A 24980-nucleotide genomic window follows, 5' to 3' on the forward strand; every position below is an offset into this window, starting at 1 on the left:
CTGTGTCAAAGGCTAAAAAATCAAGACCTTTAACACAGTTTTTTATGGAACAAAAAGGAAAATTTGACTACGAAGAACTCAAACGGAAGACATTGGAGCAACTGCGCTCTGGTAAGTCCCTGTTTGGCAAAGATGGTGCTTTTGCGCCTCTGCTGAAAGATATTCTCGAAGCAGCCCTGGAGGGTGAGATGGAAGTTCATTTAGACGATGAAGAGAGGGCAAATGGGAACCGAAAGAACGGTAAAAACCGTAAACAGCTTAAAACGGCAGATGGTACTATTGACCTGGAGACACCCCGTGACCGGGCGAGCAGCTTTGAGCCGCAGATCATTAAAAAGCGGGAGACTATTCTTGCAGAGAGTCTGGAGAGCAAAATCATCGGTATGTATGGGCATGGCATGAGCTTACGGGACATCTCTGCTCATATCAAAGATATGTACGATACAGAGATTTCAGCTGCGACATTATCTTCCATAACCGATAAAGTTATCCCTCTGGTCAAAGAGTGGCAGGCCCGTCCTTTGGAACCACTGTATTGCATTGTCTGGCTGGACGCCATGTTTTATAAAGTCAAAGTGACCTTGTACCGAAAAATCGGGCAGTTTAAAATTAGAGAAAATGGGCAATTATTGATAACTTTAAAAAGGAGGTAATTGCCATGAAAAAATCCAAATTTACGGAGGCACAGATCGTTTTTGCGCTGAAGCAGGCAGAAACAGGGGTAGCGGTACAAGAGGTTTGTCGAAAGATGGGAGTGAGTGAAGCTACCTTTTACAACTGGAAAAAGAAGTACGGAGGGCTTGGCATCACCGAGCTTAAGAGATTGCGTCAGCTGGAGGAGGAAAACTTCAAGCTGAAACAGATTGTCGCAGATCTAAGCCTGGACAAGCAAATGTTACAGGATGTGCTAAAAAAAAGTGTTTAACGCGTATTCAGATAAAGAAACATGCGCAGTACCTGATATCCAGTTATAAGGTGGCTGTAAAGCGTGCGTGCTCGGTGGTGAAGTATGCCCGTTCGAAGTGGTATTACAAATCGAAACGGAAGAGTGATTTGCCGGTCAGACAGCGAATCAGGGAGATTGCCGCGACCCGGGTAAGATATGGTTATAACCGGATTCATATACTGTTGCGTAGAGAAGGCTGGAAAGACAATCGTAAGCGCGTACATCGTATCTACAAGGAAGAGGGGCTTAATCTCAGAAGTAAGCGTCCGCGCAGAAGTAAAGCAGCAGCACATCGGTTGGAACGGCCTGGCTTAACTGGAATATACCAGTGCTGTTCGATGGATTTTGTGGCAGATCAGCTGTTTGACGGACGGAAATTCAGGACCTTAACTTTAGTGGATAATTTTAGTCGCGAATGCCTGACAATCGGGGTTGGGCAATCGATAAAAGGCATCGATGTGGTGAAAATTCTGGAAGATTTAAAACGTCAAAAAAATATCATTCCCCGGCGAATCCAGGTTGATAACGGGAGTGAATTTATCAGCAAGGATTTTGACAAATGGGCTTATGAAAATAACGTAACTTTGGATTTCTCCCGGCCCGGAAAGCCCACTGATAATGCTTTTATAGAATCGTTCAATGGTAGCTTCCGGGATGAGTGTCTGAATGTGAACTGGTTCTTATCCCTTGAGGATGCCCAGGAGAAAATCGAACATTGGCGCTGGGAGTATAACAATTTTCGCCCCCACAGTTCGCTTAATAACCTAACGCCGAACGAGGTCGTTGAAAGACATAAAAACGCCCAAAATCTCTAATTTACCGTGTCCAGGATTGGGTACAAGCTCAAAAACGCCCAAAATCTCTAATTTACCGTGTCCAGGATTGGGTACAAGCTCAATTGCCCATTTTCTCTAATTTTAAACTGCCCGATTTTTCGGTACAAGGTCATGGCAGAAATAGTCAGGTTAGTAAAATCAACTTCCACGGAAGGACGATTCACAGAGTGCAGACCGGTGTTAAGGAGATTATTATTACAAAAGCAGCCAAACAACGAACTGTTTCATTTTGGACTAGCGTTCCAGAAGGATTCAGACCTAAAGTTTTTCTGTAATTACGAAAGTTCAGTACTGTAGTATATGTAGGATTTAAACTTCCCGCCAACTCTATTTTTTTTTATTCTTCATTAGGCAAAAGAACGCAAAGGCGAACACAGCCGTAAAAAAAAAATTAATATTGTTTATTCATTATTTTTTTATATATTTAGCGAGAATCGCCCTGCCTCGAGAGTGCTAGCCGTAAAAAAATTTTACGTTTAAAATAAAACCCAAAATATAAATATTCTTTCACCTAGATTTAACCCATCAAAATGAAAAAGCTTTTTTTATAGGAGGCACTTTCTCTATTCTCTTCATTGTTTTATTTATATTTTCATGCCAGAAAAAAGAAAATGATCCAAAGTTACAAGCCTTAGACAAGGCCAATTTGTCAAATTTAAAAAATGCTAAATCATTTACCCATACGCTAAACTATGATCCGGAATGGGACACAGTTCACATAAGGGAGGCTGATTCCCTATTTCAAGTTTCAGTAGGTCGAGGCATGACAAATGCCCTAAGTAATCGATATAATTTTATAAGGCCCAAATATGACTTAGCTCAACTATATTTCCTAAATGATCAAAGAGTTCAGCTAACTGTACCTGTGGGGATAGATCGGATGAGCGGTCGAATTTTAAAAATGGTTGTATTGAAAGAAAACAAATACAAAAAAATTGCCTTTGTTGAGAAAGAACCTACTGCAGCTTGGTTTCAAACCAGCGGAAATGGCAACTATGATGAAATGACAGGTACATTAAGAATTTTTAATTCCTATGGCACCTTATTTAAAGCTTACAATGTACAAAACGGACTAGCAATTAGTGAAATTCCTGTTGGAGGAGGAACATCTATAGCACAAAAGAGTACATCCTCAAAGCCCTTACAAAAAACTTCTTCGTCCAAACCTCTCCAATCAACCTTAGCAGGAGAATCCGATCCCGAATGGAAAGATAAAGACGATGACAACGATGGAGTACCAAATGGGGTGGATAAGTGCCCTGGTACACCTGCAAATTTGTGGGTTGGTCCTGATGGCTGTATATTGACTATGGATATTGACGTGGTTACAGTTACTGCAAATTTTAATAGTGGATTTGTAGGATTTCCCCAGTTCTATACCTTATCGCCGACACCTCCTGGCCCAATAGAGCTGGAATCATATCCCGTAGACCCTCCCCCGGCCGGTGGATATACTGTCACTTATAATAATAGATCAGTAGGACCTTTTGGAGATCTTTGTGGTACTTATGGCATGGCTAAAGTAGGCAATGCTTTTACAGGACAAATTACCAATCTAAGAGAGGGTTTTGTAAATCCAACAACTGGCCAAAATTTCATTATTAGTTGGCCTAATGCTTGCATTACTGTTACTCTTAAGAATACGGCAATTGCATCATCAAACGAATTTGTCGATGCCTTTAATTATGCAGCCTGGCGAGTTGTCCAAAATCTCAATGACGGAGTGTTGTCACCTGTACCCTCAATAGTGAAGGAAAAGCTTAGACAATATACAGTCGAAGAACTGGAAAGAAGTTGTCCAGGAAGTAAATTTACAGACGGGCCATGTTTATTAGGCGTTACCGTTCCAGTAACTGCAGCAAAACTATATAATCCTCTTACCGGTAATTGTGAATAAATTGAATTCAAAATGAGCGCTAACATTCCTTACGAATTATTACATTATGTTCATAAATATTACCCGATTGGAATGCCTTCTGTATACAATCATCCCCGAATAAAACTTGAAAGAGATTTGATCGTTGAAAAAAAAATTAGTGATATAATCAATGATGTACGTACCCCATGGATGGAATTGATTAATGACCTCAAGAGAAAAGAACTTGAGATATTTGATATGGCATATACACAATTTCCAAGTTTTATGTTAAAAATTAAAATTCAGGAAATAGGTAATCCTTTTGAAAACATTAGTTTTTCCAGACATCTTATTTTAATTGTTTCTCTTCTTTGTCCATTCTATACAATTTTCTTTGAGAATGAGTATACAGTAAATAATGTTAAGACTGAGGTTAGACAAATAGGGCCGAAATTCAGAATATTTTACCAAAAATTACTGCCGGAATTTTCCTTTGGCCAGGAGGAACTATTTTCATTTATACAGCAAACGACTAATTCCCATTTTGGAAGTCATACTTTTTTACATCACAGAATTCCATTTTCACATATAATTTCAGAAAACGAACTACAACTAGAAGGTGCGCTTGTGCCTGGCCCATATCCTATTTTCTCTTATTTGTTCGACGATTCGATAAACTATAAAAATTTAGAAATTCTCAGCTAAATAAAAACACATGAAAACTAAATTTATTATACGTCTCGCGGTGTTCTTTCTTTTACTGATTATGGCCTGGTTTATGAATAATTTTCCGGAAATGTTGGAAAATACTCAAAAGCTAACATTTGCCGATTTAGCATTAAGACATCCGATGTCTCTATCTAATTTTGAAAAGTCTTCAATTAAAAGAATTGGTTTTGACAGAGACGGAGACGGCGTAGAAGATAATGTTGACAAATGTCCCGACACACCCGCAAACGTTATTGTAGATGCAAATGGATGTCCATTAGACCCAGAAGAGAATGGTTGGGTTGATAGTGATCATGATGGAGTGCCAGAATGGTACGATATATGCCCTAATACTCCTCTGGGTACCCCGGTGAATACAAATGGTTGCCCAATGCGTTAGTTTCTACGCAATCCTTTTGATCATCATATAGTCAGGCAGTATATGGTGTTTTATAACTTCTCCTATGCAATCTCTTAATTCACATTTATTCTTTAATGAACTTGGAACCCTCTTTTACTATCTTCGTAAACAAGGGTTCCAGTTTCCAAAGGTTTTCCCACGGTATCGAAACAAGCCTGTTTTGTCTGAAATGTCAATTATGGATCTTTTCACTGGTTGGCGAGATGGAGACAAGCTTTGTTTTAAAATACTCATACTATTAAATAGACTGCTATTCGATGCCCAGAAAAATCTCGATCCTGATAAATTTACAATTGTAGATAAAGCATTTTGCTCCTTTTTGAAAGGAAAGGGAAAAAATGTTTGTGGATTGGTAGGTCAACTAATCACGTTGAATTATATGACAAGTTGTGAGTCTTACAATTGTATTTGTATGGAACCACCAACTGGATGGAGCCACAACGAAGTTGAATTAGTGTTAGAAAAGCCAAACACAGAATGCCGACGTTTTGTTACAGTAAGCAATTTATTTCTAACTATACAAGTATTGAAGGATAGAGGTAACCTTACTCAGTTCCTAAGAGCTGAAATTGCAAAACCTCGATTTGAAAGAACCATTGGTGTAAAACGCAACCTGGACGATATTTACACGTTTGTATTGTGGATGGAACCATCGCTTTTAAGGTATTTAATGACTTATCCTACAGAAGAGCGAATACCTGATGACTTTCCTCCTTCAGTAAGAATATTATCTTGGAGAGTGCGTTCAGCTTCAGGAATGCCGCCACAAATAAGTTATGGGTTATCCAATTACTATAAACAGGTCATTAGTCCGTAAAAATAATTTCCTTTTTTCGCAATTTACACTCAAAGAGTTTTTCGGAACTTACAATATCGAGACTATTACATAAAGTGTGTCAGTAAAAAGTTTTTTAACTTTAAACTGACAATATGGAAAAGCAAAACTTTGATTTCGAAGCCTTCAAGAAGCAAGCGGCGAGCCGTTTGAAGAACGGGGATACGCTTTTAGGTAAGGACGGCGTGCTAACGCCGTTACTAAAGGAGTTTCTTGAAGGCGCCCTGGATGGTGAGTTGGAAGCGCATATTGAAGATGAAGGAGATGCCAACCGTAAGAACGGCAAAGGGCGTAAACAGGTAAAGACCGCCGTTGGGTCGGTAGATATTAACCCGCCACGCGATCGTAATGGGACATTCGAGCCTGAGATAATTCCCAAACGTCATAAAACGCTTGGGGTAGATCTGGACCGACAGATCATTTCTTTATACGCCCGTGGAGCCAGCTACAGCGATATACGGGATCACCTGATGGATATGTATGGTCTGGAGGCTTCTACAGCCACGATAAGCCGTGTTACAGATAAAATTCTGCCATTGATACAAGAGTGGCGCAGCCGCCCTCTTGAGCGGGTTTACCCGTTCGTCTGGCTGGATGCTATCCATTATAAGGTCCGCCATGAGGGCCGGGTTGTCAGTCGCGCTGTTTACTGCATTATCGGCCTTAATCAGGAGGGCTACAAAGAGTTGCTGGGTATGTATGTCGGGGAGAATGAAGGTGCTAAATTCTGGCTGCAGGTATTAACAGATTTACAGAATCGCGGTTTGGAAGATATCTTCATTGCCTGTATAGATAATCTTCAGGGCTTTGCTGATGCCATAGAAAGTGTCTTCCCCAAGACCGAGGTTCAGCTCTGTATCGTACATCAGATACGCAATTCTCAGAAATATCTTTCCTACAAGGATGTCAAGCCATTTATGAAAGATCTTCAAAACGTCTACAAGGCCACTACTGCTGACCAGGCAGAACGAAGCCTTGATCAGCTGGAATCTAACTGGGGAGCCAGGTATCCCAAAGTGATTGAATCCTGGCGAAAAAACTGGCCAAGATTGAGTAGCTATTTTCAGTACAACAAAGACATTCGCCGAATTATGTATACAACCAATATTATTGAAGGCTTCCACCGGCAGCTTCGCGCTGTTACAAAGTCAAAGGGCGCCTTCCAGTCGGAAGACGCCCTCATGAAGCTCTTATTCCTTGTTCAGGAGAATATATGTGCCAAATGGAATAAACCCGTTCACAATTGGAATCAGACATTGGCCCAATTATCTATTATATTTAGTGAACGATTAAAACTTAATCTTTAATCACCCTGACACACTTTTTGTAATACTACCCAATATCTTTCATTTTCATATTGGTTAAGCAGAGGATAAAGCTACCTCTTCCTCGCTGTCTCCCTGCACTAGCAGAGAAAGACATCATTCTAACATGACCGTTGAAAAATTCTCCGGTAGAAGATGAACGAATTCGGCCGCTTTGATTTTTCCATCCGGCATAAATAGGTTCCGTTCAAGGGCATTCATGTTTATACTTATATTTCGATTAGAGACCTTCGCATAAATCTGAGTAGTGCGAATGTTCGTATGTCCCAACATTTTACTGACTGTCTCCAAGGGGACGCCATGGTCTAGGCAAACTGTTGTCGCGAAAGTATGGCGCGCGATGTGAGTAGTCAGATCTATGCCTATTTCACACAGATCAGCTATTTCTTTGAGATAGCCATTATAATGTGAATAGCTTTTAATTGGTAATAATCGATTATTCTCAATACAGTATGGGTCATTTGCATATTTATCAAGAATTGCAGCCGGAATTGGTAAAAGTGGCAGACACTCCGGATTTCCTGTTTTTTGACGATCAATTTTAATCCATCTTCTGCCATCAATCCCAAGAAAGATTGCATCACGTGAAAGGTTCTGTAATTCGGTAAACGAGTAGCCAGTAAAACATGCAAACAGAAAAACATTCCTAACATGGTCTAGTCGGTCTATCAGTTCTTTTTTGAAAATTGCAATGATCTGATAAATAGTGAGGCAATTTCGTTTGGGTTGTCTATAAGTAGTCTTGAATGGCAACCAAGGATTGTGAGGTCTCCATTCCTGGTTCTGGGCAATTTTAAGAAGTTCTTTGGTGTTTTTAAGGTATTTCATCGCTGTATTCCTGATGATACCTTGTTTTGTTAGTAGATAGTGCAGAAAATCCTCTGCATGGCTGTATTTGAATGCTGAAAGTGGAACATCCCATTTGCCAAATTTGAATTGTAGGAATTTACGGAGTTTTCCTTTAGTCACTTTCCATCTTCTTAGAGTTTTCTCAGATCGTAACCCGGCTTTTACCAAACAGGCGAACTTACTGTACTTAAAATTACAAACTTGCATGATTGTCCGTTCTGGCGCTGTTGGTTGTACCCCATTGCTTTTCTCAACTTCAAGCAGTCCTTTATAGGAGCGCTTTAACAGCTCCGGCGTCACTGATTCATATTTTTGAGCTAAAAAGAAATAGTGGGTCTTAAGATCAGTGAGGATTTGGGTAATGGAGGAGTAAAGAAGGGCCGCTTCTTTTTTGTTGGGGTGGGAATCCAAACAGACGTTTTCTTGATTTTGGTTCCAGTAAGAAGGAAAAACCTTTTGTCCAAGTGACATTTCTGAGCGGACGCCATTAATGGTAAGGCGAACCGTGATGGGTACTTGGCCATCTGCGCTTGCCTTGGATTTTTCCAATAGGAAAAGCACTGAAAGATGTTCATTGACTTTCATGACACACAAAGTTTTTAGGTTTTTGAATGGCCTAAAACCGCTTAATTCAATATTTCCCGTGGTTGGGGGAATTTCCAAGGGTACCAAATATACTGTCGAAAGAGTGGTACCCGAATAGGTACCCTTCGACTCTGTGATACTTTGTGCTTTTTTGAGTGGAAAATTTATTCGAATTGGAGAAATTCGGTGATTTTGACACTAAAAAAGCCATCCTGTGGATGGCTTTGTGATCCCGCTGGGATTACAGAAGTCAGGAAAAGCCTTACACAACTTTACTTAGTTTTACTTTTATCGATTGATTTTCAACATTTTATAACACCGACCAATTTTTCAAAGTCCTACCTTTATAACGGTTAACAGCATTGAACTCGACTAAAAACTCAACTAAAATTTTTTGAGTATGCTGTTACCAATCAAACTTATCTGCCCAAAGGGCAAAGTGCGCAAAGATAGCACCTGTATTGTATTTATCCAATATTGCGGGGCTAAAACGGTTCTCCTGAACACGGAAATCGCCATTCCTCCTAAATACTGGAACCGGAAGTTCCACCGTATTACCCCTGACCTTCCAGCCGCATACGGAACCGCTGACGCCCTAAACGGCCAGCTGGCGGCCCTGCTACGAAAAGCGAACGACATTATTACCCATGCAGTGAAAAAGAAAGTACCGGATATACCCACCTTTGTAAAAAAGACCTTCCACCCTGCCTTCGACACGGCCACGCTGGAAGAAAAGGCCCAGCAAGCCGCGGCACTCGACCCTAAAACCAATCTTGACCTGATTTTCCAGATAGAGGACTATATTAAATGCAAGCGGGATAAGGTTTCGGCGGGTATGCTGAATGTGTATAAGAACATGAAAGACCATATCGCAGCCTTTCAGGAACACCGGAGAGCTGCTATAACATTCGATTCCTTTGACTTTAACCTGTATGAAAGCCTTGTCAATTATCTGACTTACGACTATGTTCAACGCCGGAGATCGGAGGTTATTGACGGTAAAAAGGAACAGATAAAAGGGCTAAAAACCTCCACCATAGGTAAAACTATTAAACAGCTTCGTATATTCCTGCGGGATAGGATGCGCCGTAAAATCATCGCCCCTATTGATTTATCCGACTTTAAAATACTGGATGAGGATGCCGATGCTGTATACCTGTCTTGGCCCGAAATTGCCCGGATTTATCAGGCAGACCTATCCGAAAAGCCCCATCTGACAAAATATCGGGACTTATTTGTACTTGGCTGCCTGACAGGGTTAAGGTTTTCCGATTTTTCGTCTATCCAGCCGGAGGACGTGCGGAAAGGGTCACTATATAAGAAGCAGGAAAAATCTGATCATTGGGTTGTGGTGCCATTGAGGGACGCGGCGGAAGAAATATTGCTTAAGCGATTTAACCGTCAGATTCCCGCAGTCAGTAACCCCGAATTTAACAGACATATCAAAGAAGCAGCACAACTGGCGGGCATTTGCGAGTTAATAAAGTTCTCCCATAAAAAGGGAAATAAAGACATAGTACAAGTAAAGCCCAAACATGAGTGGATAACCTCACACACCTGCCGCCGCTCCTTCTGTACCAACGAATTTTTGGCAGGAACACCTGTAGAGCTGATAATGAAGATCAGTGGCCATAAAAGCCTGCGCGATTTTTACCGGTACATCAGGATTACACCGGAGGAAGCGGGCCGGAAGATCAGGGAAATATGGGAAAAACGGGGCGATATTGGTATCACAGCTACAACTTTGGTGAATGTAGGATAGCTGGTAACGAAAAAGGTGTTGTTTCAAAAATCTGAAACAACACCTTTGACAAACTCAACAAGTTCACTCGGCTTGCATTGAGGCAACAAGGGTTTCCACTTCCTGTACCAGGTTCTTGCTCACTATTTCCGCAATTTGGCAGGCCTTATACTTTTCTGCGTTGCTTAAATCTGCCACGCGCACACGCCCATTTCCTAGTTGCAATTCCCGCATCTTACGGTAAAATGTGGGTTCACTAAAACCACATTCTTCACACATACGCGCTCTAAATACTGCGCTTGCGTTGAAAAACGCCATGTACAAAACTCTTAGTGGATTAGGATTCAATTCATCCTGAAAGGAATAAATGTATTTCATAATATATAACTTTAAAAACTTAAATCAATTAGTCTAAGACGGGTAAAGAAATCTTTGAAATAGCTTAAACTGATTCTGAGCGATAAGCTGTCAAACAGGGATTCTTCATACTTAAACAGGATTGCTGAATAGCCATCAAAGAATTGTTCCATCTCGTCAACGTCAACTTCCGACCGGTATTCTTCCAGATTAGCCAAATGCACCTGTAACTCATTACCCAGTGAATTGTTGAGATTAGTCAGGTTATCCCGTATCAGGGCTTCTTTCATGGAGAAGGCCGCGTTTATTGTATTCATGAAAAACCGGCAAAAAAGTATGGCCTGATTCCTCTGGCGCATACCCCACCCGTCCGCCTCTGAACTTGACAAAACAATGGTGAATAGCTCCCAGCAGTATTCAGTAAGGCTTTGCTTGGTGGTGTAAAGGGTGATTTTCTTTAAATCGGTTAACAGATCAGCCATCGTAAAATGTTTAAAGTGATAAATAAACCTTGTCAGCAACGGTTTTTCGGCCTTAATTATGGAACTGACAATAGCATTCCAGCCGACAATTGCCGACAAAATCATTAAAAGTTTACATGACGATTAGGGAGATCTGCGACGGGCATAAAAAAGCGCAGACCCAACATTACCTGTCTTGGAGGCCGTGAGAAGCCCTGGGAACAAGTAAGTGGGCCCACGCATAGCATGGGCTGTCACTTAACCCCTCGTTCCCTTTAGAATTTCTCACGTTCCCAAGAAGAGGATTCAAGCAAAGCCTTAAATTTCTTAAGGATTGCGAAAATAATCAATTACTGCAAATTCACTATCACAATGCGAATATAAACACATTTTTTGAAATGTGGTTTATAACCCACATTATTTTCGAATAAAATCTTCGATTATTACCTGTTCAACATATTAAAATGGCTATGGATAGGTATTTAAGGGAACAAATTAACCTCGGAAAAAATATTCGCGCTGTGAGAAAAGCCGCGGGCCTTACTCAGCTGGATATAGAAGTCCGCACCGGCATAGACCGCGCTGACATCAGCAAAATAGAGAATGGGAAAAAGAACATAGAACTATACACCATAGTAAAACTAGCTGAAGCTATGGAAGCTGAACTCCATCAGTTCTTTCCAAAGAAACAATCCAACAAGCAATAAATAACAAAGCGCATTTCATCAGATGATTCGGCGGGCCGCCGAATCATCTGATGAAATGCGCAAGCCTGCGCAGCAGCGCCCTCGTACAAAACTGACATTATCGAATTTTCCCCGCTCTATTCCTTAACTGGCTTGCTTCTTCCTCTTTTTCCAGCGCTTCGCGTAACATAGCAGCTATGCGCTGCCTTTCTTCCTCCCATTGTACCACACTATCCCGGAAGGCTTGCGGGTGCGCATGATACAAGCTATCTATCGTAGACAGGAACGGGCGTAACTGTTTCCCCGCTTGTAGCTGCATATAACGATATTTTATATCTCCTTCCCTATAAGCCTGTAAAATGGAGCGCGTGTTGAATAACCACACACTCCCTAAGACAAGTAACAGGAACAGGCAAGCGGAAACAATCGCCCCTGCCTTTACATGATGGTGATGACTTATTTCCTGTACAGGCGGACGTTTCAGCAGATCGTTATTTATTTCAAGATTTTTCGATAGCGTATAAACCGCCGCGGCTGGAAACTTCAGGCGTTCAGGCATTCCTGCTATATCCGTTTTTATCTGCACCAAAGAAACTCCGACAATCTTTAACTGTTCTGTATAGTCCGGTATTTGCGGCGCCACACTATTTATTTGCCGGACATCTTCATCAACTTTATTTAACTTGTCTATAATTGTCTGCAATAACAACTCATTCATAACACATGGTTTAATTCATTGTTAAATAGGTTTACTGTTACAAGCGCAAACCACGTTTAATGGATTGCTGCTGTTCTTGCGTAATTTGCTGCTGCATTGTCTTTTGTAAGCCTGATACAGAATATTGCCGGTCAATGCTGCTGCCTTTAAAAGCATACAAACCTTTTTTAAAACTAATTCCCTGTAGCTGTTGTGTATCGCCTTTATACTTGTACTGTACGTCAATTCCTTTTTTCATCAGCTCCTTTTCCAATGCTGGCAAGGTTTTACAGTGAAACAATACTGCTTCGATAGCCTGAAAGATTTCATAGCGGGCCGTTTCTTCATGATTAAGGGCTTGCAGGTTGGTAAGGGCTATTTTCTTTTCGATGGCAGGAACAAGCTGATACTTTTGCGTTAGCTGCTGCGCGGCCTTCTTCCCCCGTAACCCTATCCAATTATCCCGGATTGCCTTTCCACTGTTGTTAACCAGGTTTGCGATGATATGTAGGTGCAAATGATCGGTATCTGTATGCTTTGTTATCACATATTGGGTATTAGTGATACCTAGTTTTTCGAGGTATTCCCGCCCTATCTGCACCAACCTTTCATCGGTTACCTGCTCACCAGGATAAAAGCTAAGGATACCATGAAAAACTGCCCGGTGCTTATCTGGCAACTGCTGCCGGTTCGTTTCAAAATCGTTACCCATATGCCGGTAGCTGTAATCTCTCACACCTTCTGCTTCCAGTATTTCCGCCCGTCGTTCATCTGCACAGACATAGCGACAACAGCCATAAAAGGATTTACCGGTAATTACTTTACTTATCACGTCTTAACCAGTTTAGAAGGCTGTCAATCTGCTGGCGGTAACTTTCAAAAAGTAACATGGCATTCAACATGCCCTCTTTATGTGCCTGTTTCGATACCTGATTGATATTATTGGCCATCCCTATTAACTGTTTGATATATGCCCGTTCCTCGTCGCTTAAACGTGCTACAACGCTGCCAAACAATGCCATCTGACGGATATAGCCAGTATAACGCAGACCTGCTTTAATGGCCTTTTCCCTCACAATAAAGTACTCTGCCTTGGTAAACCGTACGCCAGTACGTATTTCTTTCCTAACAGCTTTAGGCGGTCTGCCGCCTTTACCCTTCTTCTTTTCCTGCGTCTGTTCCATATCTGCTACATTTTAACCTTTGAGGGCTGGCAGCTCTGCTGCCCTGCCCGATCTTCCCGTACAGGTGGCAACGCCGCCTGTACTTTCTCCGCAGACGGGTAGCGAAGCTGCCCGTCATCCTCCGCTACAATCTCCGCTGCATTATCCCCCTTGCGACCACCGGGAGCGAGGGGGCGAGCGGTTTTTGCGCAGCAAAAACACCGCTCGCTAACGGAGCGAAGATCCGTTCGAATCCGCGAACGGGATGCCGTAGGCGGCCCGTTCAATCTTCGCGGGTCGGGCCTGCGCGGAGCAGCCCCGCCCAATCTCCGCGTACAGGTGGCAACGCCGCCTGTACCATCTACATGAACGGGCGGCCGTAGGCGGCCCGTTCGATCTTCTCGGGCCGGGGCCTGCGTGGAGCAGCCCCGCCCAATCTCCGCGACAGGTAGCATCGCTGCCTGTCATTCTTTCGGCTGTTCTCCCGGCTGTAACAATTGCTGTATATCGTTCCAAAGAAAATAGACCCTCGACCGGATTTTGTACGGCTTTAGTTTGCCGTGTTTAATCCAGTCGTAAATAGTAGGCTTGGTAACCTGAAATAGCTGACAGACCTCACCAATTTTATAGAGGGGCTTGTAGGTGAGGCCGGGGGTATCATATGCCGGGGTACGTACCGGCTGCCTTTCTAGTTGGCTGACTTCTTCCCGCACTAATACACGCAGCATTTGCCAAAACTGTTCCGGCTCAATCGGGAACAGTATTGGCGCTGCCGTCTGCACACTTCTTTCTCTCTTTTCCATATTATACCGATTTATACAGCAAATATGGTTACTCAGGAAAAAGGAAACAGGCTAAGTATACTTGTTTGGCGAAAAAAAGAAGGATTTGGCCTTATATTCTGGATGATATTATGGCCTTTGAAATTGCTGCTCTAACTGCCTTAGCTGTTTAATACCTTCATCAAACTGCATTGCTTCTAGGACAACATAGGCTTCTTCAAAACTTTTGCTCACTTCTACAAGATGGCGATGTTCCAATTTGGCCCTTTTATCCTTCTTAAAGATCAGGTCAAGTGCTTTTTTGATTCCAGCGGGGCTTGATCCGAAAATTTTGTGTAGCAGGTCTGCGCATTTATCACTGGGGGTCAGGTAGTTGGCCTTGCTGACTTTATCAAATGCGTATAGAAAAAGTACCAAAGCACGGTTTGTCAACTGGTCTTGCTTACACTTTTCCAGCCATGCACGTTCACGGCCTTCATATGTCGCTATTACCGTTTCTAGCATTGGCAGGAAATCACCAGTAAAGATGGGTCGATAAACAAGGAAATACACCGGCAGATAGGCAGCCATTCCCAACGTCACACCGGCGAGCACATACATTGCATTCAACTGACCACTATAAAAGAAAACAGTCAAATCCGCCAAAACAAACAAAAGCAAATAATGCCATAGCGCATTACTCCAATACTCATTGATCAACTGACGACGTGTTGCCTCTGCTGGCCAACTAGCATAGATATCGCGCTGCCTTTCATGAGTTTTACGAAAACAGGAATAAATATAGCTGTATTTAACGGGGAGATCAAAGGTGAAAAAGGATTTCAACTGCTTTATGTTCAAACTACTCATATCCTTACATTTTAATAAGCAAAAAAACAACAACGCAAATAAATATACTAAATCATGAGGATGCATCCAAAAATATTCTAATACACATTTACGGGGGCTACAATCGCAAAAAGATTGATAAACAAATACTTGCACAAAAAACTCTAAGCGATTTCATTCATAAAGAATATTACGTATATTTGGGAACCGGTTGCTCTTGTAAGGAGAGTTTGCAAAAATTTTAACCAAAATCATTACTGCGAGGATACCCCATTAGCTAGCTTAATGTACTGTTCCTCAATGAAAGATTGTCCAACCACAGATGTAAATTCTTAGTTTTTTTCTTTCCATTTATTAATTCCCTTATCCATGGAGCATATCCTTGATATTGCAAATCAACAAGACCAGCTTTTTGCCCTTTTCAAAAAGCTACAGGAATCAAACACAATTCTGCTTTTGGGTGCTGGAGCCTCAGTGACAGAAAAAAAATATCTGAGCAATGAGGTGATCCAATACTACCAGGCAGAAATAGGAAAAGATTTAAATGAACCTGATGTGACGAAATTTGTGGATCTGCTCTCAGCAGATGATACGTTTAGCAGGAAACATTTTGATTCTTTCGTTTCCGGACTGTTAAAGAAATTAAAAGTTACTGAAGCTCATAAAATCCTAGCGTCTATACCGTGGAGGGAGATAATTACGACAAATTACGACCTATTAGTTGAGCAAGCTTATGATGAAATATCAGGCTCTTCCCAAAAAATCTATGATCTACTAACAATAAGAAATGCCAAACAATATAATCGCAGAATCTCAAATACAGAGGTTAAATATATCAAATTAAACGGTTGTATGGCAGATATGGGTCTTTATCCCTTTGCCTTTTCTACGGAAGACTTTAATAAATTAAAACCTTTCTATAAATTAGTACTAAACGATCTTAAAAATTTAAGCGCAGATATAGCATTCCTATCAATGGGCTATTCTTATAAAGACAAATTTGGGACAGACCTACTTGCAAAATTTGATTCCTATAATTACCGCGAAAAAAAGTGGATGTATAATGTTGATCCATATCCAAACGAAGCTGCATTATCCTATTTTACGCAAAATAAGGTATGTATCATAAAATGCACATTCCAGGAATTCTTCTTAAAATACCGGGAGTGGGAATCCCATCATCAGGAAACATTGGTAAAAAAAAGAGGCCTATCAATTACAAACAGTCAAGATCATTATATCACCCTGCCAGCTAAACTATTACTAAATATTGACGGAATAGTAAGACAACTTAATACGCACACTAAAGACATGTTTGTTAAGGATGCGGAATTCTATAAAGGTGAAGAACCTACATACAATCTTATCACACGCGATGTTGATGTAATCAAAAGAAAACAAATAGATGACTGTTTAGAGCAGATTAAATCCACCATCAATAAAAATCACGCGACGTTCCTTCCTCTCTTCTTTATTACAGGAGAATTTGGGATAGGAAAATCTACCTTCGCATTAAGGCTTATCTATGAGTTTCAGAAACAGGAATCATTTGACACCATTGCATTTGAAATTTTGGATTTCAATAAGGTTAAAAAAGATCATTTAAAAGAATTAATTGAACTTTGCAAGGCTAAAACGTATATTTTATATTGTGATGAGGTGGAAATTGAAAGTCATTATAAATCTTTGCTAGAATTGCAACGTGAACTTAGTATCGAACAGTTTCAAGATTGTAGCATTTTTTTTGTTGTTCCGATTCGAGAAAACATCCTTGAAAAATATAAACTTTCGAGAACTGTGCCAAGAGCCTATCAATTAAAAATAAATGGCCAATTGGTTACTTCTGAAATTGACGACCTAGTCACTAAACTGAATAATGCAAACTTAATTACTTTTAGAGATGCCTTAGAAAAGAGGCAACTTATTACAAAAATTGAAAATGAATATGATTCTGATTCCTTCATTATGCTAATGGAACTAATCACCTCCGGCAGACATGAAGCAGATTTAATTCAAAGCTACAACGAATTGACAAAGGATACCCAAAAAGCATTTTTATACACCGCATTATTACATCGACACAAACTTTTAATGCCTGCAAATTGGTTGAAACAAAACATTTCAATGTCCTGGGATGACTTCACAGAAAAAGTCATAAAGGCCGAGGGAAAGGGCTTATTAATACAAGTCGAAAACAAAAATTCCTACGGTGTTAATCCAAGTTTATTCTTCAGGACAAAGCATCCCTTGATTGCAGAAAAATTAGTTGAGCGATTTCTTCCCAACAAGGACAAGCAGTATGAATTTTATGACAGGATGCTTAAAACAATTGAGCCTGGACAGACAAATTCATATCTTGCAAACGATCTTTTAAAATCATTCGTTCGAAATGAATCTTACAACGATTATCAGATTGACAAACTCTATGATGCAGCATATACAAGACTGTCTGATGATCCGTATTTTCTTTTAAACTTCGCCACGAACCTACAGCGTCGCAAAAATGAAGCTGATTTAAAACGAGCACTTGAGTTACTGGTTTATGCGGAATCGAAACTGGAATGGAGAAATCATAGGTTTATTCATCGTAGAGGTGTGATTAGTTTCGAATTGGCTAAAATGTGTTTTGAAGATGGGGATATGAGTTATGCCACCTTCTACATCAATGAAGCGAAGGAATTATTTGAAGCTAAACAACTTTTAGATCCATTTTCCTCATATAGCTATGTAGACTACATTAAAATGCTGATATGGAAACTACAGGTCTTGGATTTCGATGAATCAGATAAAATGCTTATTCTCATTCAAATCGAAGAATTATTAGAAATAGCCTATAAAACTGTCACATATGGCTTGGACAGAATAGATAAAATAAAGTCCATTTATTCTGCCCATTTAGAAGAGGTGCTAAGCAATTCAGACTACAAAGAATATCTAGATAGCCTATACTCTGACTTTCATTTAAAACCATATGCGTGCATTTTGCTTTACAATTATCATTTGAAAAAAAATCAGCAGGAGGAATGCGAACGCTATCTTAATGAACTTGAGTACTACCAGGAGAATTTTGAAGTGGTAAAATTTCTGTTTAAATATTATGGGAATATGCTGCATATCCCCAATATTCGGATTAAGTTCTTACGCTTATCTTCAACCAACCCCGGCCTTGAAAAGGAAAATCCATTAAGATTTAATTATTTCAACTTTATAGCAGAAACATACAATCATCATTTTCATGAAGGAAAAGGATACTTAAATAATATTCAGAGCAAGTTTTTTAATCTAAATCCAGAATTTCGGCTAACGTGGAATGATCCGGATGGAGCTCCCCTTTTATTCGAAGCAAAGATTGTGAGAAACCACGGTGAAAAATATAAAGCCATAAAAATCTCTTCCATTCAGCAAACTATCAAATTAGTAAAAGGTGACTATAAAAATTATAATCCTGGCGATTTTGTTAGAGTTAAGATCAATTTTTTCTTATATGGATTAATGGCAGAAATATTAGATTAAAGATACTGGCAAAATGCCATAAAAAATCTAGTTGCAGTGATTTAGAGCCAGGATACGTTAAATATGAAGATACTCAGATAAAGAGCAAAATATCTATAGTTTCGGCTGAATGTCGAGAAATAAATCATCGACAAATGATCTGGCTGAATTTATCCCAATGTAGATATGGCCCGTAATGCCGAGATATACATAAAAAAATACAAATTACCCACCTGTCGGAAATTCTTGGGTTATCTATCAGATGATACGAAGTTCCTCAGGGAACAAGAAATCCTTTAGTGCGTATGTGGTGTATGCCCATTCATTTGATTTTCTTAACTCTGCATGAAGAGACTGAAACTAACTTTAAGAACCAAAATTACATTTCTATTCTGTAGTCTAAACTTGGATAGCCTCATAAGGTGATTGAGTGTGTAAATTCCCAAACATATATTTCGTATCTTAGTAAAAGCTGATTAACCTGTATAAAGTACGGGAAAGAAATCGGGGTTATACAAAAGGAACTCAACTAAACACTCGACTAAAAAGCAAAACCCCGCGACTAGCGCGAGGTTTGTAAGTTGTCTGTGATCCCGCTGGGACTCGAACCCAGGGCCCATACATTAAAAGTGTATTGCTCTACCAACTGAGCTACGGAATCTTTTGCTGTAAAGCGGGTGCAAAAATAGGAATATTTTATTTTTAAACAAGTTTTTGTCAAAAAATTTCCGCGGAACCGCACCAAACACAGTACCGGCAGGCATTGCAGCCAAAACACAGCAGCACAATTCTGTACCAGAGATATAATAAAATGCTGTTACTATGAACTTCTCGCCTATTTTTGCAGTGCAAAAATATACCCATGAAAACTTTCTTTCAGAACAAGACAGTCGTTATTACCGGCGGTTCGTCGGGGATTGGTAAGGCTTTGGTGGCGGAGATGTTACAGCATGGCGCTAATGTGGCGGTGTGTGGCAGGAAGCTGCCGGCGCTGGAAGCGTTGCGCAATGAGCTGAATAACCCGAAGGGACTGTTCATCCATACAGCGGATGTGAGCATCGAAGCGGATTGTAAAGCGTTTATCGACGCGGTGAATGCGCAGTTCGGCCGGATCGACGTGTTGATCAATAACGCGGGTATATCGATGCGGGCGTTGTTCAGGGACCTGGACCTGGGTGTGCTGAAGTCGTTGATGGATATCAATTTCTGGGGAACGGTTTACTGCACGAAGTACGCTTTCCCGGCTATTTTAGCAGCAAAGGGTACGATTGTAGGCGTTTCATCTATCGCGGGCTACAGGGGCCTTCCGGGGCGGACCGGCTACTCTGCTTCCAAATTCGCCATGCAGGGCTTCCTCGAGGCGTTGCGGACGGAGAATCTGCATACAGGCGTCAACGTCATGTGGGTATGTCCGGGGTTCACGTCGTCGAATATACGGAATACGGCGCTCAACCAGGAGGGACAGGCACAGAGTGAAACGCCGCTGAACGAGGACAAGCTGATGAGCGCCGAAGCGGTGGCGGAGGCGATAGCGAAGGCGATAGCCAAACGCAAACGTACGCTGGTGCTCACCGGCCAGGGCAAGCTGACGGTTTTCCTCAGCAAGGTGATACCCGGCATCCTGGACAAACTCGTCTATAACCACTTTAAGAAAGAACCCAATTCCCCATTACAATAAAAAACTGAATTTTCTGCTTAAAATAGGCGCCATCGGTATTTTTACCTTTATTTGCAAAGAGATTGCATTTAAGACCCCATGGCATCTTTTTTGAAAGGAGAGCGGACATTGAAAAAATGCCATTCAGATGTGATACCGGTAACTGTTAGCAAGGAAGGGCGTTGAAATGTGAATTTAGAGCGGATTTAGAATTTCTGGCATGTCCATTATAACATTAACATCAGACATAGGGATGCAGGATTACCTGGTAGGTGCCATCAAGGGGCAGCTCTGGCACTACTGCCCGGAATGTCATGTTACGGACATCACCCATCATATCAGCCCGTTCAATCTCCCGCAGGCTACCTATATCTGTAAGAGCGCTTTCGCCTGGTTCCCGCTCGGCACTTTCCATTTCGTACTGATCAATCTGTTCGACCGGCGCCCGGACCATGTCCTCGTCGCGGAACATAACGGCCAGTACATCGGCTGTGCAGACAATGGCCTGCTCACCATGATCGCAGGCGGCATGCCGGAGAAGGTGATCAAGATCCCGCTGCCACCGGATGCGCCCAAGACCACGTTCACCATGATCCAGCTGCTGGCCATGGCGGCCCGTGAACTGAGCAGGGGCAAAGCCCTCGGCGAAATAGGCCCGCTCACGCAGAGCATACAGATCAAACATAACCTGCAACCCCTGGTAGGCGATGACTTCATCGAAGGCCAGATCATCCATATCGACAGCTTCGAAAACGTAGTGGTCAATATCACCCGCGACCAGTTCAATGCGCAACGCAGGAACCGCCGCTTCCAGATATTCTTCCGCCGCAATGAAGTCATCAACCAGATCAGCGAAACCTACGCCGACGTGGCCGAAGGCCAGAAACTGGCCATCTTTAACGCTGCCGGCTACCTCGAAATAGCCATCAACAAAGGAAACGCCGCCGGCCTCTTCGGCCTGCAGGGATTCCGCAGGGACCAGCTCACCCAGCCTACCGGCTTCCAGCAGCTGTCTTTTTACCAAACTGTCAGAATAATCTTTCAATGATCAACAGACTCGTTAAGATGGAGTTTGCCCCCGACAAGGTAAGCTCCTTCCGGGAACTGTTTTCCCGTCAGCAAAATCTCATCCGGAACTTCCCCGGCTGCCTCCACCTGGAACTGTGGGAACACCCGGCCTCCGGCAACACCTTCTTCACCTTCAGCAAATGGGAGTCCGAAGCCGCCCTGGAGGCCTACCGGCACTCCGACCTCTTCCGGGAAACATGGGCCGCCACCAAAGTGCTTTTTAACGCAAAACCGGCTGCATGGACCGTTACAGAGGCTTTCAAGGCCTGAATGCCCGCCGGGCGGACCCGGGGTGCTAACCGTATTTTAATCTCCCGGAAAACCGCTACTATTCAAGCGGATAGCTAACAATTAAAAAGATATTTACAAAAAGTTAAAACTGTTCAGCAGATTAGCATAATTTGCTACTTTTTATATTTTTGTCGGACCTTAAAACAACCTTATGAATTTTAAAAGGACCAACAACATAGTTGGCTGGGTGATTTGCATCATAGCCTGCTCTGTTTACATTATGACTATGGAGGCCACGGGCAGCTTGTGGGACTGCGGCGAATTTATTTCCAGTGCGTACAAAGTACAAGTCCCCCACCCTCCCGGAGCACCCCTGTTCGTGATGCTCGGAAGACTCTTCAGCATGTTCCTGAAACCCTCACAGGCAGCCCTCGGCGTAAACACCATGACTGCCCTCGCCAGTGGTTTCACCATCCTGTTCCTCTTCTGGACCATCACGCACTTCGCCCGTCGTCTGATGGTTAAAGCCGGTGAAGAGATCTCCCGTGAGAAAATGATCGCCATTATGGGCGCCGGCATCGTAGGGTCCCTCGCTTATACCTTTTCTGATTCATTCTGGTTCTCCGCTGTGGAAGGTGAAGTGTACGGTATGTCCTCCTTCTTCACCGCCGTCGTGTTCTGGGCCATCCTCAAATGGGAACACGAAGCCGACGAGCCTTATGCCGACAGATGGATCGTGTTGATCGCTTACCTCCTCGGCCTGTCCATCGGGGTACACCTGCTCAACCTCCTCACCATCCCGGCCATCGTCATGGTCTACTACTTCAGGAGATTCAAACCTACCGCCTGGGGCACCTTCTGGACCTTCCTCATAGGTTGCGCCATCACCGGTATGATACAGAAATACCTCATCCAGGACACCGTGAAAGCCTCCGGTTATATGGACGTTATCTTCGTCAATAACCTCGGCATGGGCTATTTCTCCGGGTTCATCTTCTACTTCGTCGCCATCATCGCGGTACTGGTGCTGGGCTACAGAAAACCGAAACTCGGCCTCTATGCGCCGCTCATCGTGATCGCTTCTGTTATCCTGGTCCCCGCCTACAACGACAACAGCGGCGGCGTGGTATTCTTTAAAGTGCTGCTGGCAGCGTTCTTCCTGCTCATCCCTACCCTGCTGAAAACCTTCGGCATCAAACTGGACGCGGGAAAAACACTGCACTTCAGCCGCCTCACCATCATGTTCATCCTCTTCACCCTCCTCGGATATTCTACGTATATCACTACCATGGTGCGTTCTACGTCTAACCCTTCGGTAGATATGTATAACGTGGACAACCCGATCTCCCTCGTAGGTTACCTCGGGCGCGAACAATACGGCGACTTCCCCCTGATCTACGGCCAGGTGTTCACCGCCCGCCCCGAACGGTATGACGAAGGCGGCAACATCTACGCCCGCGGCCCCAAAAAATACATGGTGGCAGGCAAAAAAATGGAGCCTAAATACGCTTCCGATGATATGATGCTGTTCCCCCGCGTATGGGACGCCAGCAACGATCAGGGCCACGCGGACTTCTACCGCTCCTGGCTCGGACTGGAAGCCAACGAAAAACCTTCCTTCGGCGATAACATCAAGTTCTTCATCCAATACCAGATGAACTTCATGTACTTCCGCTACTTCATGTGGAACTTCGTCGGAAAACAAAACGATACCCAGGGCTACGGCAACGTACGCGATGGTAACTGGATCTCCGGCATCCCCTTCATCGACAACGCTATCTACGGCGACCAGAGCATGATGCCGGACAGCCTGAAAGACAACAAGGCACGCAACACGATGTTCTTCCTGCCTTTCATCCTCGGTATCATCGGTTTCTTCTTCCAGTATAACAACCACCGGAAAGATACCCTCGTGGTGACCCTCCTGTTCTTCTTTACAGGCATCGCCATCGTACTGTACCTCAACCAGGCCGGCAACCAGCCACGTGAACGTGACTACGCCTATGTAGGCTCCTTCTACGCTTTCGCCATCTGGATCGGTCTCGGCGTACTCTCCGTGTACAACTTCCTGAACAAAAAAATCAAAAACGCGATGACGCCAGCACTGGCCACAGGCTTATGCCTCCTCGCCGTACCCGTGCTGATGGCCGCCCAGGAATGGGACGACCACGACCGCTCTACCAAATACATCGCCCGCGATATCGCTAAAGATTACCTGGAATCCTGCCAGCCGAACGCGATCCTCTTCACTGTCGGCGATAACGATACCTACCCGCTGTGGTACGCACAGGAAGTGGAAGGCATCCGCCCCGACATCAGGGTGATCAACCTCAGCCTCCTCGGCGTGGACTGGTACATCGATCAGCAACGCAGAATGGTGAACCAGAGCCCGGCAGTGCCGATGAGCTGGACACCGGACAAATACCAGGGTGAAACCCGCAACTACATCCGCTTCTTCGATCCGGGAAATATTCCGGCCGACAGGGACTTCCCCCTGAAAGACATCATGGACTTCATGGGAAGCGACGATGAACACAGCAAAATCAATACACAGGACGGCGGCGCAGAAAACTTCCTGCCTACCCGCAACCTGTTCATCCCGGTCAACAAGGACGAAGTGCTGAAATACGGCGTGGTAAGCGCGAAAGAGGCAGACAAAATCCTGCCGAAAGTACCGATCAAAGTCACCAAAAGCTACCTGCTGAAAAATGACCTGGCCGTGTACGATATCATCGCCACCAACAACTGGAAACGCCCCATCTACTTTACCAGCCCTACCGACCTCGGTCTGAACGACTACCTGCAAACCGACGGCCTGGCCTACCACCTGGTACCGCTGCCTAAACCGACAGCTACCGACCCGTTAGGCATGGACATCAACGCCAACGTAGGGGTAATGTATGATAACCTGATGCATAAATTCGCATTCGGCGGCGCCCAGACCGTAGGCACCTACTTCGATGAGCCTAACCGCAAAATGCTGATGTACCTGCGCCAGTCCTTCACCCGCCTCAGCGTGGCCATGACTCAGGGCGGCGCCTCCAAAGACAGCGCGATAGCCGTCCTGAACTATATGGACAAAAACGTGAAGGAAGTGAACTTCCCTTACGCGATGACCACTCCGGGTAACATGCACAACTATACGTCCCTGCAGACCGTATACGCACACTACATCGCAGGCGACTACAAACGTGCAGAGGAACTGAGCAACCAGATCATCAAAGACTGCCAGCAGCAGATCCGCTACTACCAGTCCCTCCCTGCCAGCAGGCTGACGTCCGACCTCCAGCGCGACGGCCAGACCGCCGAACAGTTCGTTCAGTGGCTGGAACGTATGAAAGTGGACTTCGGCCCCGGCGGTCAGCACGCCCGCGAAGGCCAGCAAAACATCAATACCACCGGAGATTCCGCAGCTGCCCAAACAGCTCCGGACTCCGCCAAATAACTAAATTCC

At 43.3% G+C, this 24980-nt stretch carries 20 protein-coding genes, 1 tRNA gene and 2 pseudogenes; 14 read left to right on the forward strand and 9 right to left on the reverse strand.

From position 1 onward, the window contains the following. Positions 1 to 44: 44 nt before the first annotated feature. From HF324_RS21985 to HF324_RS22015, 7 genes and pseudogenes are all read left to right on the forward strand, one after another. A pseudogene (locus HF324_RS21985) lies at positions 45 to 575 on the forward strand (transposase); the annotation flags it as partial. Between the two features lie 83 nt (positions 576 to 658). After that, positions 659 to 1761, forward strand: a protein-coding gene (locus HF324_RS21990) for an IS3 family transposase (protein ID WP_168802981.1) whose coding sequence is annotated in 2 segments (ribosomal slippage) — positions 659 to 922 and positions 925 to 1761 — 1101 coding nt in all. Because the reading frame shifts where the segments join, the coding sequence is not laid out codon by codon here. A 931-nt stretch (positions 1762 to 2692) separates the two neighbouring features. After that, positions 2693 to 3679 carry a thrombospondin type 3 repeat-containing protein gene (locus tag HF324_RS21995; protein ID WP_220101220.1) on the forward strand — a complete coding sequence of 329 codons (987 nt, stop codon included), beginning with the start codon at positions 2693 to 2695 and terminating at the stop codon, positions 3677 to 3679. Positions 3680 to 3691: 12 nt separating this feature from the next. Further along, positions 3692 to 4345 carry a hypothetical protein gene (locus tag HF324_RS22000; protein WP_168860841.1) on the forward strand — a complete coding sequence of 218 codons (654 nt, stop codon included), beginning with the start codon at positions 3692 to 3694 and terminating at the stop codon, positions 4343 to 4345. 193 nt (positions 4346 to 4538) lie between these two features. Beyond that, positions 4539 to 4625, forward strand: a pseudogene (locus tag HF324_RS33425) (hypothetical protein); the annotation flags it as partial. Positions 4626 to 4812: 187 nt separating this feature from the next. Further along, the gene (locus tag HF324_RS22010; protein WP_168860843.1) at positions 4813 to 5586 is read left to right on the forward strand and encodes a hypothetical protein; all 774 of its coding nucleotides are present in this window, start codon (positions 4813 to 4815) and stop codon (positions 5584 to 5586) included. Positions 5587 to 5699: 113 nt separating this feature from the next. Beyond that, positions 5700 to 6911 carry an IS256 family transposase gene (locus HF324_RS22015; RefSeq protein WP_168860844.1) on the forward strand — a complete coding sequence of 404 codons (1212 nt, stop codon included), beginning with the start codon at positions 5700 to 5702 and terminating at the stop codon, positions 6909 to 6911. Between the two features lie 114 nt (positions 6912 to 7025). On the opposite strand, the gene HF324_RS22020 is transcribed toward HF324_RS22015, so the two are convergent. Next, entirely contained in the window at positions 7026 to 8363 is a 1338-nt protein-coding gene (locus HF324_RS22020) for a site-specific integrase (RefSeq protein ID WP_168860845.1), read from the reverse strand. 400 nt (positions 8364 to 8763) lie between these two features. Between HF324_RS22020 and HF324_RS22025 the strand changes: the two genes are divergently transcribed. Next, positions 8764 to 10125 carry a site-specific integrase gene (locus HF324_RS22025; RefSeq protein WP_168860846.1) on the forward strand — a complete coding sequence of 454 codons (1362 nt, stop codon included), beginning with the start codon at positions 8764 to 8766 and terminating at the stop codon, positions 10123 to 10125. A gap of 63 nt (positions 10126 to 10188) precedes the next feature. Here HF324_RS22025 and HF324_RS22030 read toward each other — a convergent pair whose 3' ends face one another. Further along, positions 10189 to 10482, reverse strand: a complete 294-nt coding sequence (locus tag HF324_RS22030; RefSeq protein WP_168860847.1) for a hypothetical protein — start codon at positions 10480 to 10482, stop codon at positions 10189 to 10191. Between the two features lie 11 nt (positions 10483 to 10493). Then, complete coding sequence (locus tag HF324_RS22035) at positions 10494 to 10943, reverse strand: hypothetical protein (protein ID WP_168860848.1); 450 nt, start codon at positions 10941 to 10943, stop codon at positions 10494 to 10496. A gap of 449 nt (positions 10944 to 11392) precedes the next feature. Between HF324_RS22035 and HF324_RS22040 the strand changes: the two genes are divergently transcribed. Then, entirely contained in the window at positions 11393 to 11629 is a 237-nt protein-coding gene (locus tag HF324_RS22040) for a helix-turn-helix domain-containing protein (protein WP_258539175.1), read from the forward strand. Between the two features lie 97 nt (positions 11630 to 11726). On the opposite strand, the gene HF324_RS22045 is transcribed toward HF324_RS22040, so the two are convergent. The 5 genes from HF324_RS22045 to HF324_RS22065 all read right to left on the reverse strand — a co-directional run bounded on the left by HF324_RS22045 (position 11727) and on the right by HF324_RS22065 (position 15099). Next, positions 11727 to 12326 (reverse strand): hypothetical protein, encoded by a 600-nt coding sequence (locus HF324_RS22045; RefSeq protein WP_168860850.1) that lies wholly within the window; start codon positions 12324 to 12326, stop codon positions 11727 to 11729. A gap of 37 nt (positions 12327 to 12363) precedes the next feature. After that, complete coding sequence (locus HF324_RS22050) at positions 12364 to 13137, reverse strand: relaxase/mobilization nuclease domain-containing protein (RefSeq protein ID WP_168860851.1); 774 nt, start codon at positions 13135 to 13137, stop codon at positions 12364 to 12366. Continuing rightward, complete coding sequence (locus HF324_RS22055; protein ID WP_168860852.1) at positions 13127 to 13489, reverse strand: plasmid mobilization protein; 363 nt, start codon at positions 13487 to 13489, stop codon at positions 13127 to 13129. The genes HF324_RS22050 and HF324_RS22055 overlap by 11 nt, the downstream gene beginning before the upstream one ends. A gap of 443 nt (positions 13490 to 13932) precedes the next feature. Next, positions 13933 to 14271 (reverse strand): helix-turn-helix domain-containing protein, encoded by a 339-nt coding sequence (locus tag HF324_RS22060; RefSeq protein ID WP_168860853.1) that lies wholly within the window; start codon positions 14269 to 14271, stop codon positions 13933 to 13935. A gap of 108 nt (positions 14272 to 14379) precedes the next feature. After that, a complete protein-coding gene (locus HF324_RS22065; RefSeq protein ID WP_168860854.1) occupies positions 14380 to 15099 on the reverse strand; it encodes a hypothetical protein in 720 nt (239 codons plus the stop codon). A gap of 348 nt (positions 15100 to 15447) precedes the next feature. On the opposite strand from HF324_RS22065, the gene HF324_RS22070 reads away from it, so the two are divergent. Beyond that, positions 15448 to 18591 carry an SIR2 family protein gene (locus tag HF324_RS22070; RefSeq protein ID WP_168860855.1) on the forward strand — a complete coding sequence of 1048 codons (3144 nt, stop codon included), beginning with the start codon at positions 15448 to 15450 and terminating at the stop codon, positions 18589 to 18591. A gap of 567 nt (positions 18592 to 19158) precedes the next feature. Here the strand turns inward: HF324_RS22070 and HF324_RS22075 are convergent. Then, positions 19159 to 19231, reverse strand: a tRNA-Lys gene (locus HF324_RS22075). Between the two features lie 201 nt (positions 19232 to 19432). Between HF324_RS22075 and HF324_RS22080 the strand changes: the two genes are divergently transcribed. The 4 genes from HF324_RS22080 to HF324_RS22095 all read left to right on the forward strand — a co-directional run bounded on the left by HF324_RS22080 (position 19433) and on the right by HF324_RS22095 (position 24971). After that, on the forward strand, positions 19433 to 20248 hold the full coding sequence (locus tag HF324_RS22080) for an SDR family oxidoreductase (protein ID WP_168804563.1): 816 nt from the start codon (positions 19433 to 19435) through the stop codon (positions 20246 to 20248). 199 nt (positions 20249 to 20447) lie between these two features. Next, positions 20448 to 21275, forward strand: a complete 828-nt coding sequence (locus tag HF324_RS22085) for an SAM hydrolase/SAM-dependent halogenase family protein (protein WP_168804564.1) — start codon at positions 20448 to 20450, stop codon at positions 21273 to 21275. Beyond that, a complete protein-coding gene (locus HF324_RS22090) occupies positions 21272 to 21565 on the forward strand; it encodes a putative quinol monooxygenase (protein WP_078668334.1) in 294 nt (97 codons plus the stop codon). Before HF324_RS22085 ends, HF324_RS22090 begins: the two co-directional genes overlap by 4 nt. 172 nt (positions 21566 to 21737) lie before the next feature. Further along, positions 21738 to 24971, forward strand: a complete 3234-nt coding sequence (locus HF324_RS22095; protein WP_168804566.1) for a glycosyltransferase family 117 protein — start codon at positions 21738 to 21740, stop codon at positions 24969 to 24971. Positions 24972 to 24980 lie beyond the last annotated feature (9 nt).

This window comes from Chitinophaga oryzae, from assembly GCF_012516375.2.
Lineage (GTDB): Bacteria > Bacteroidota > Bacteroidia > Chitinophagales > Chitinophagaceae > Chitinophaga > Chitinophaga oryzae.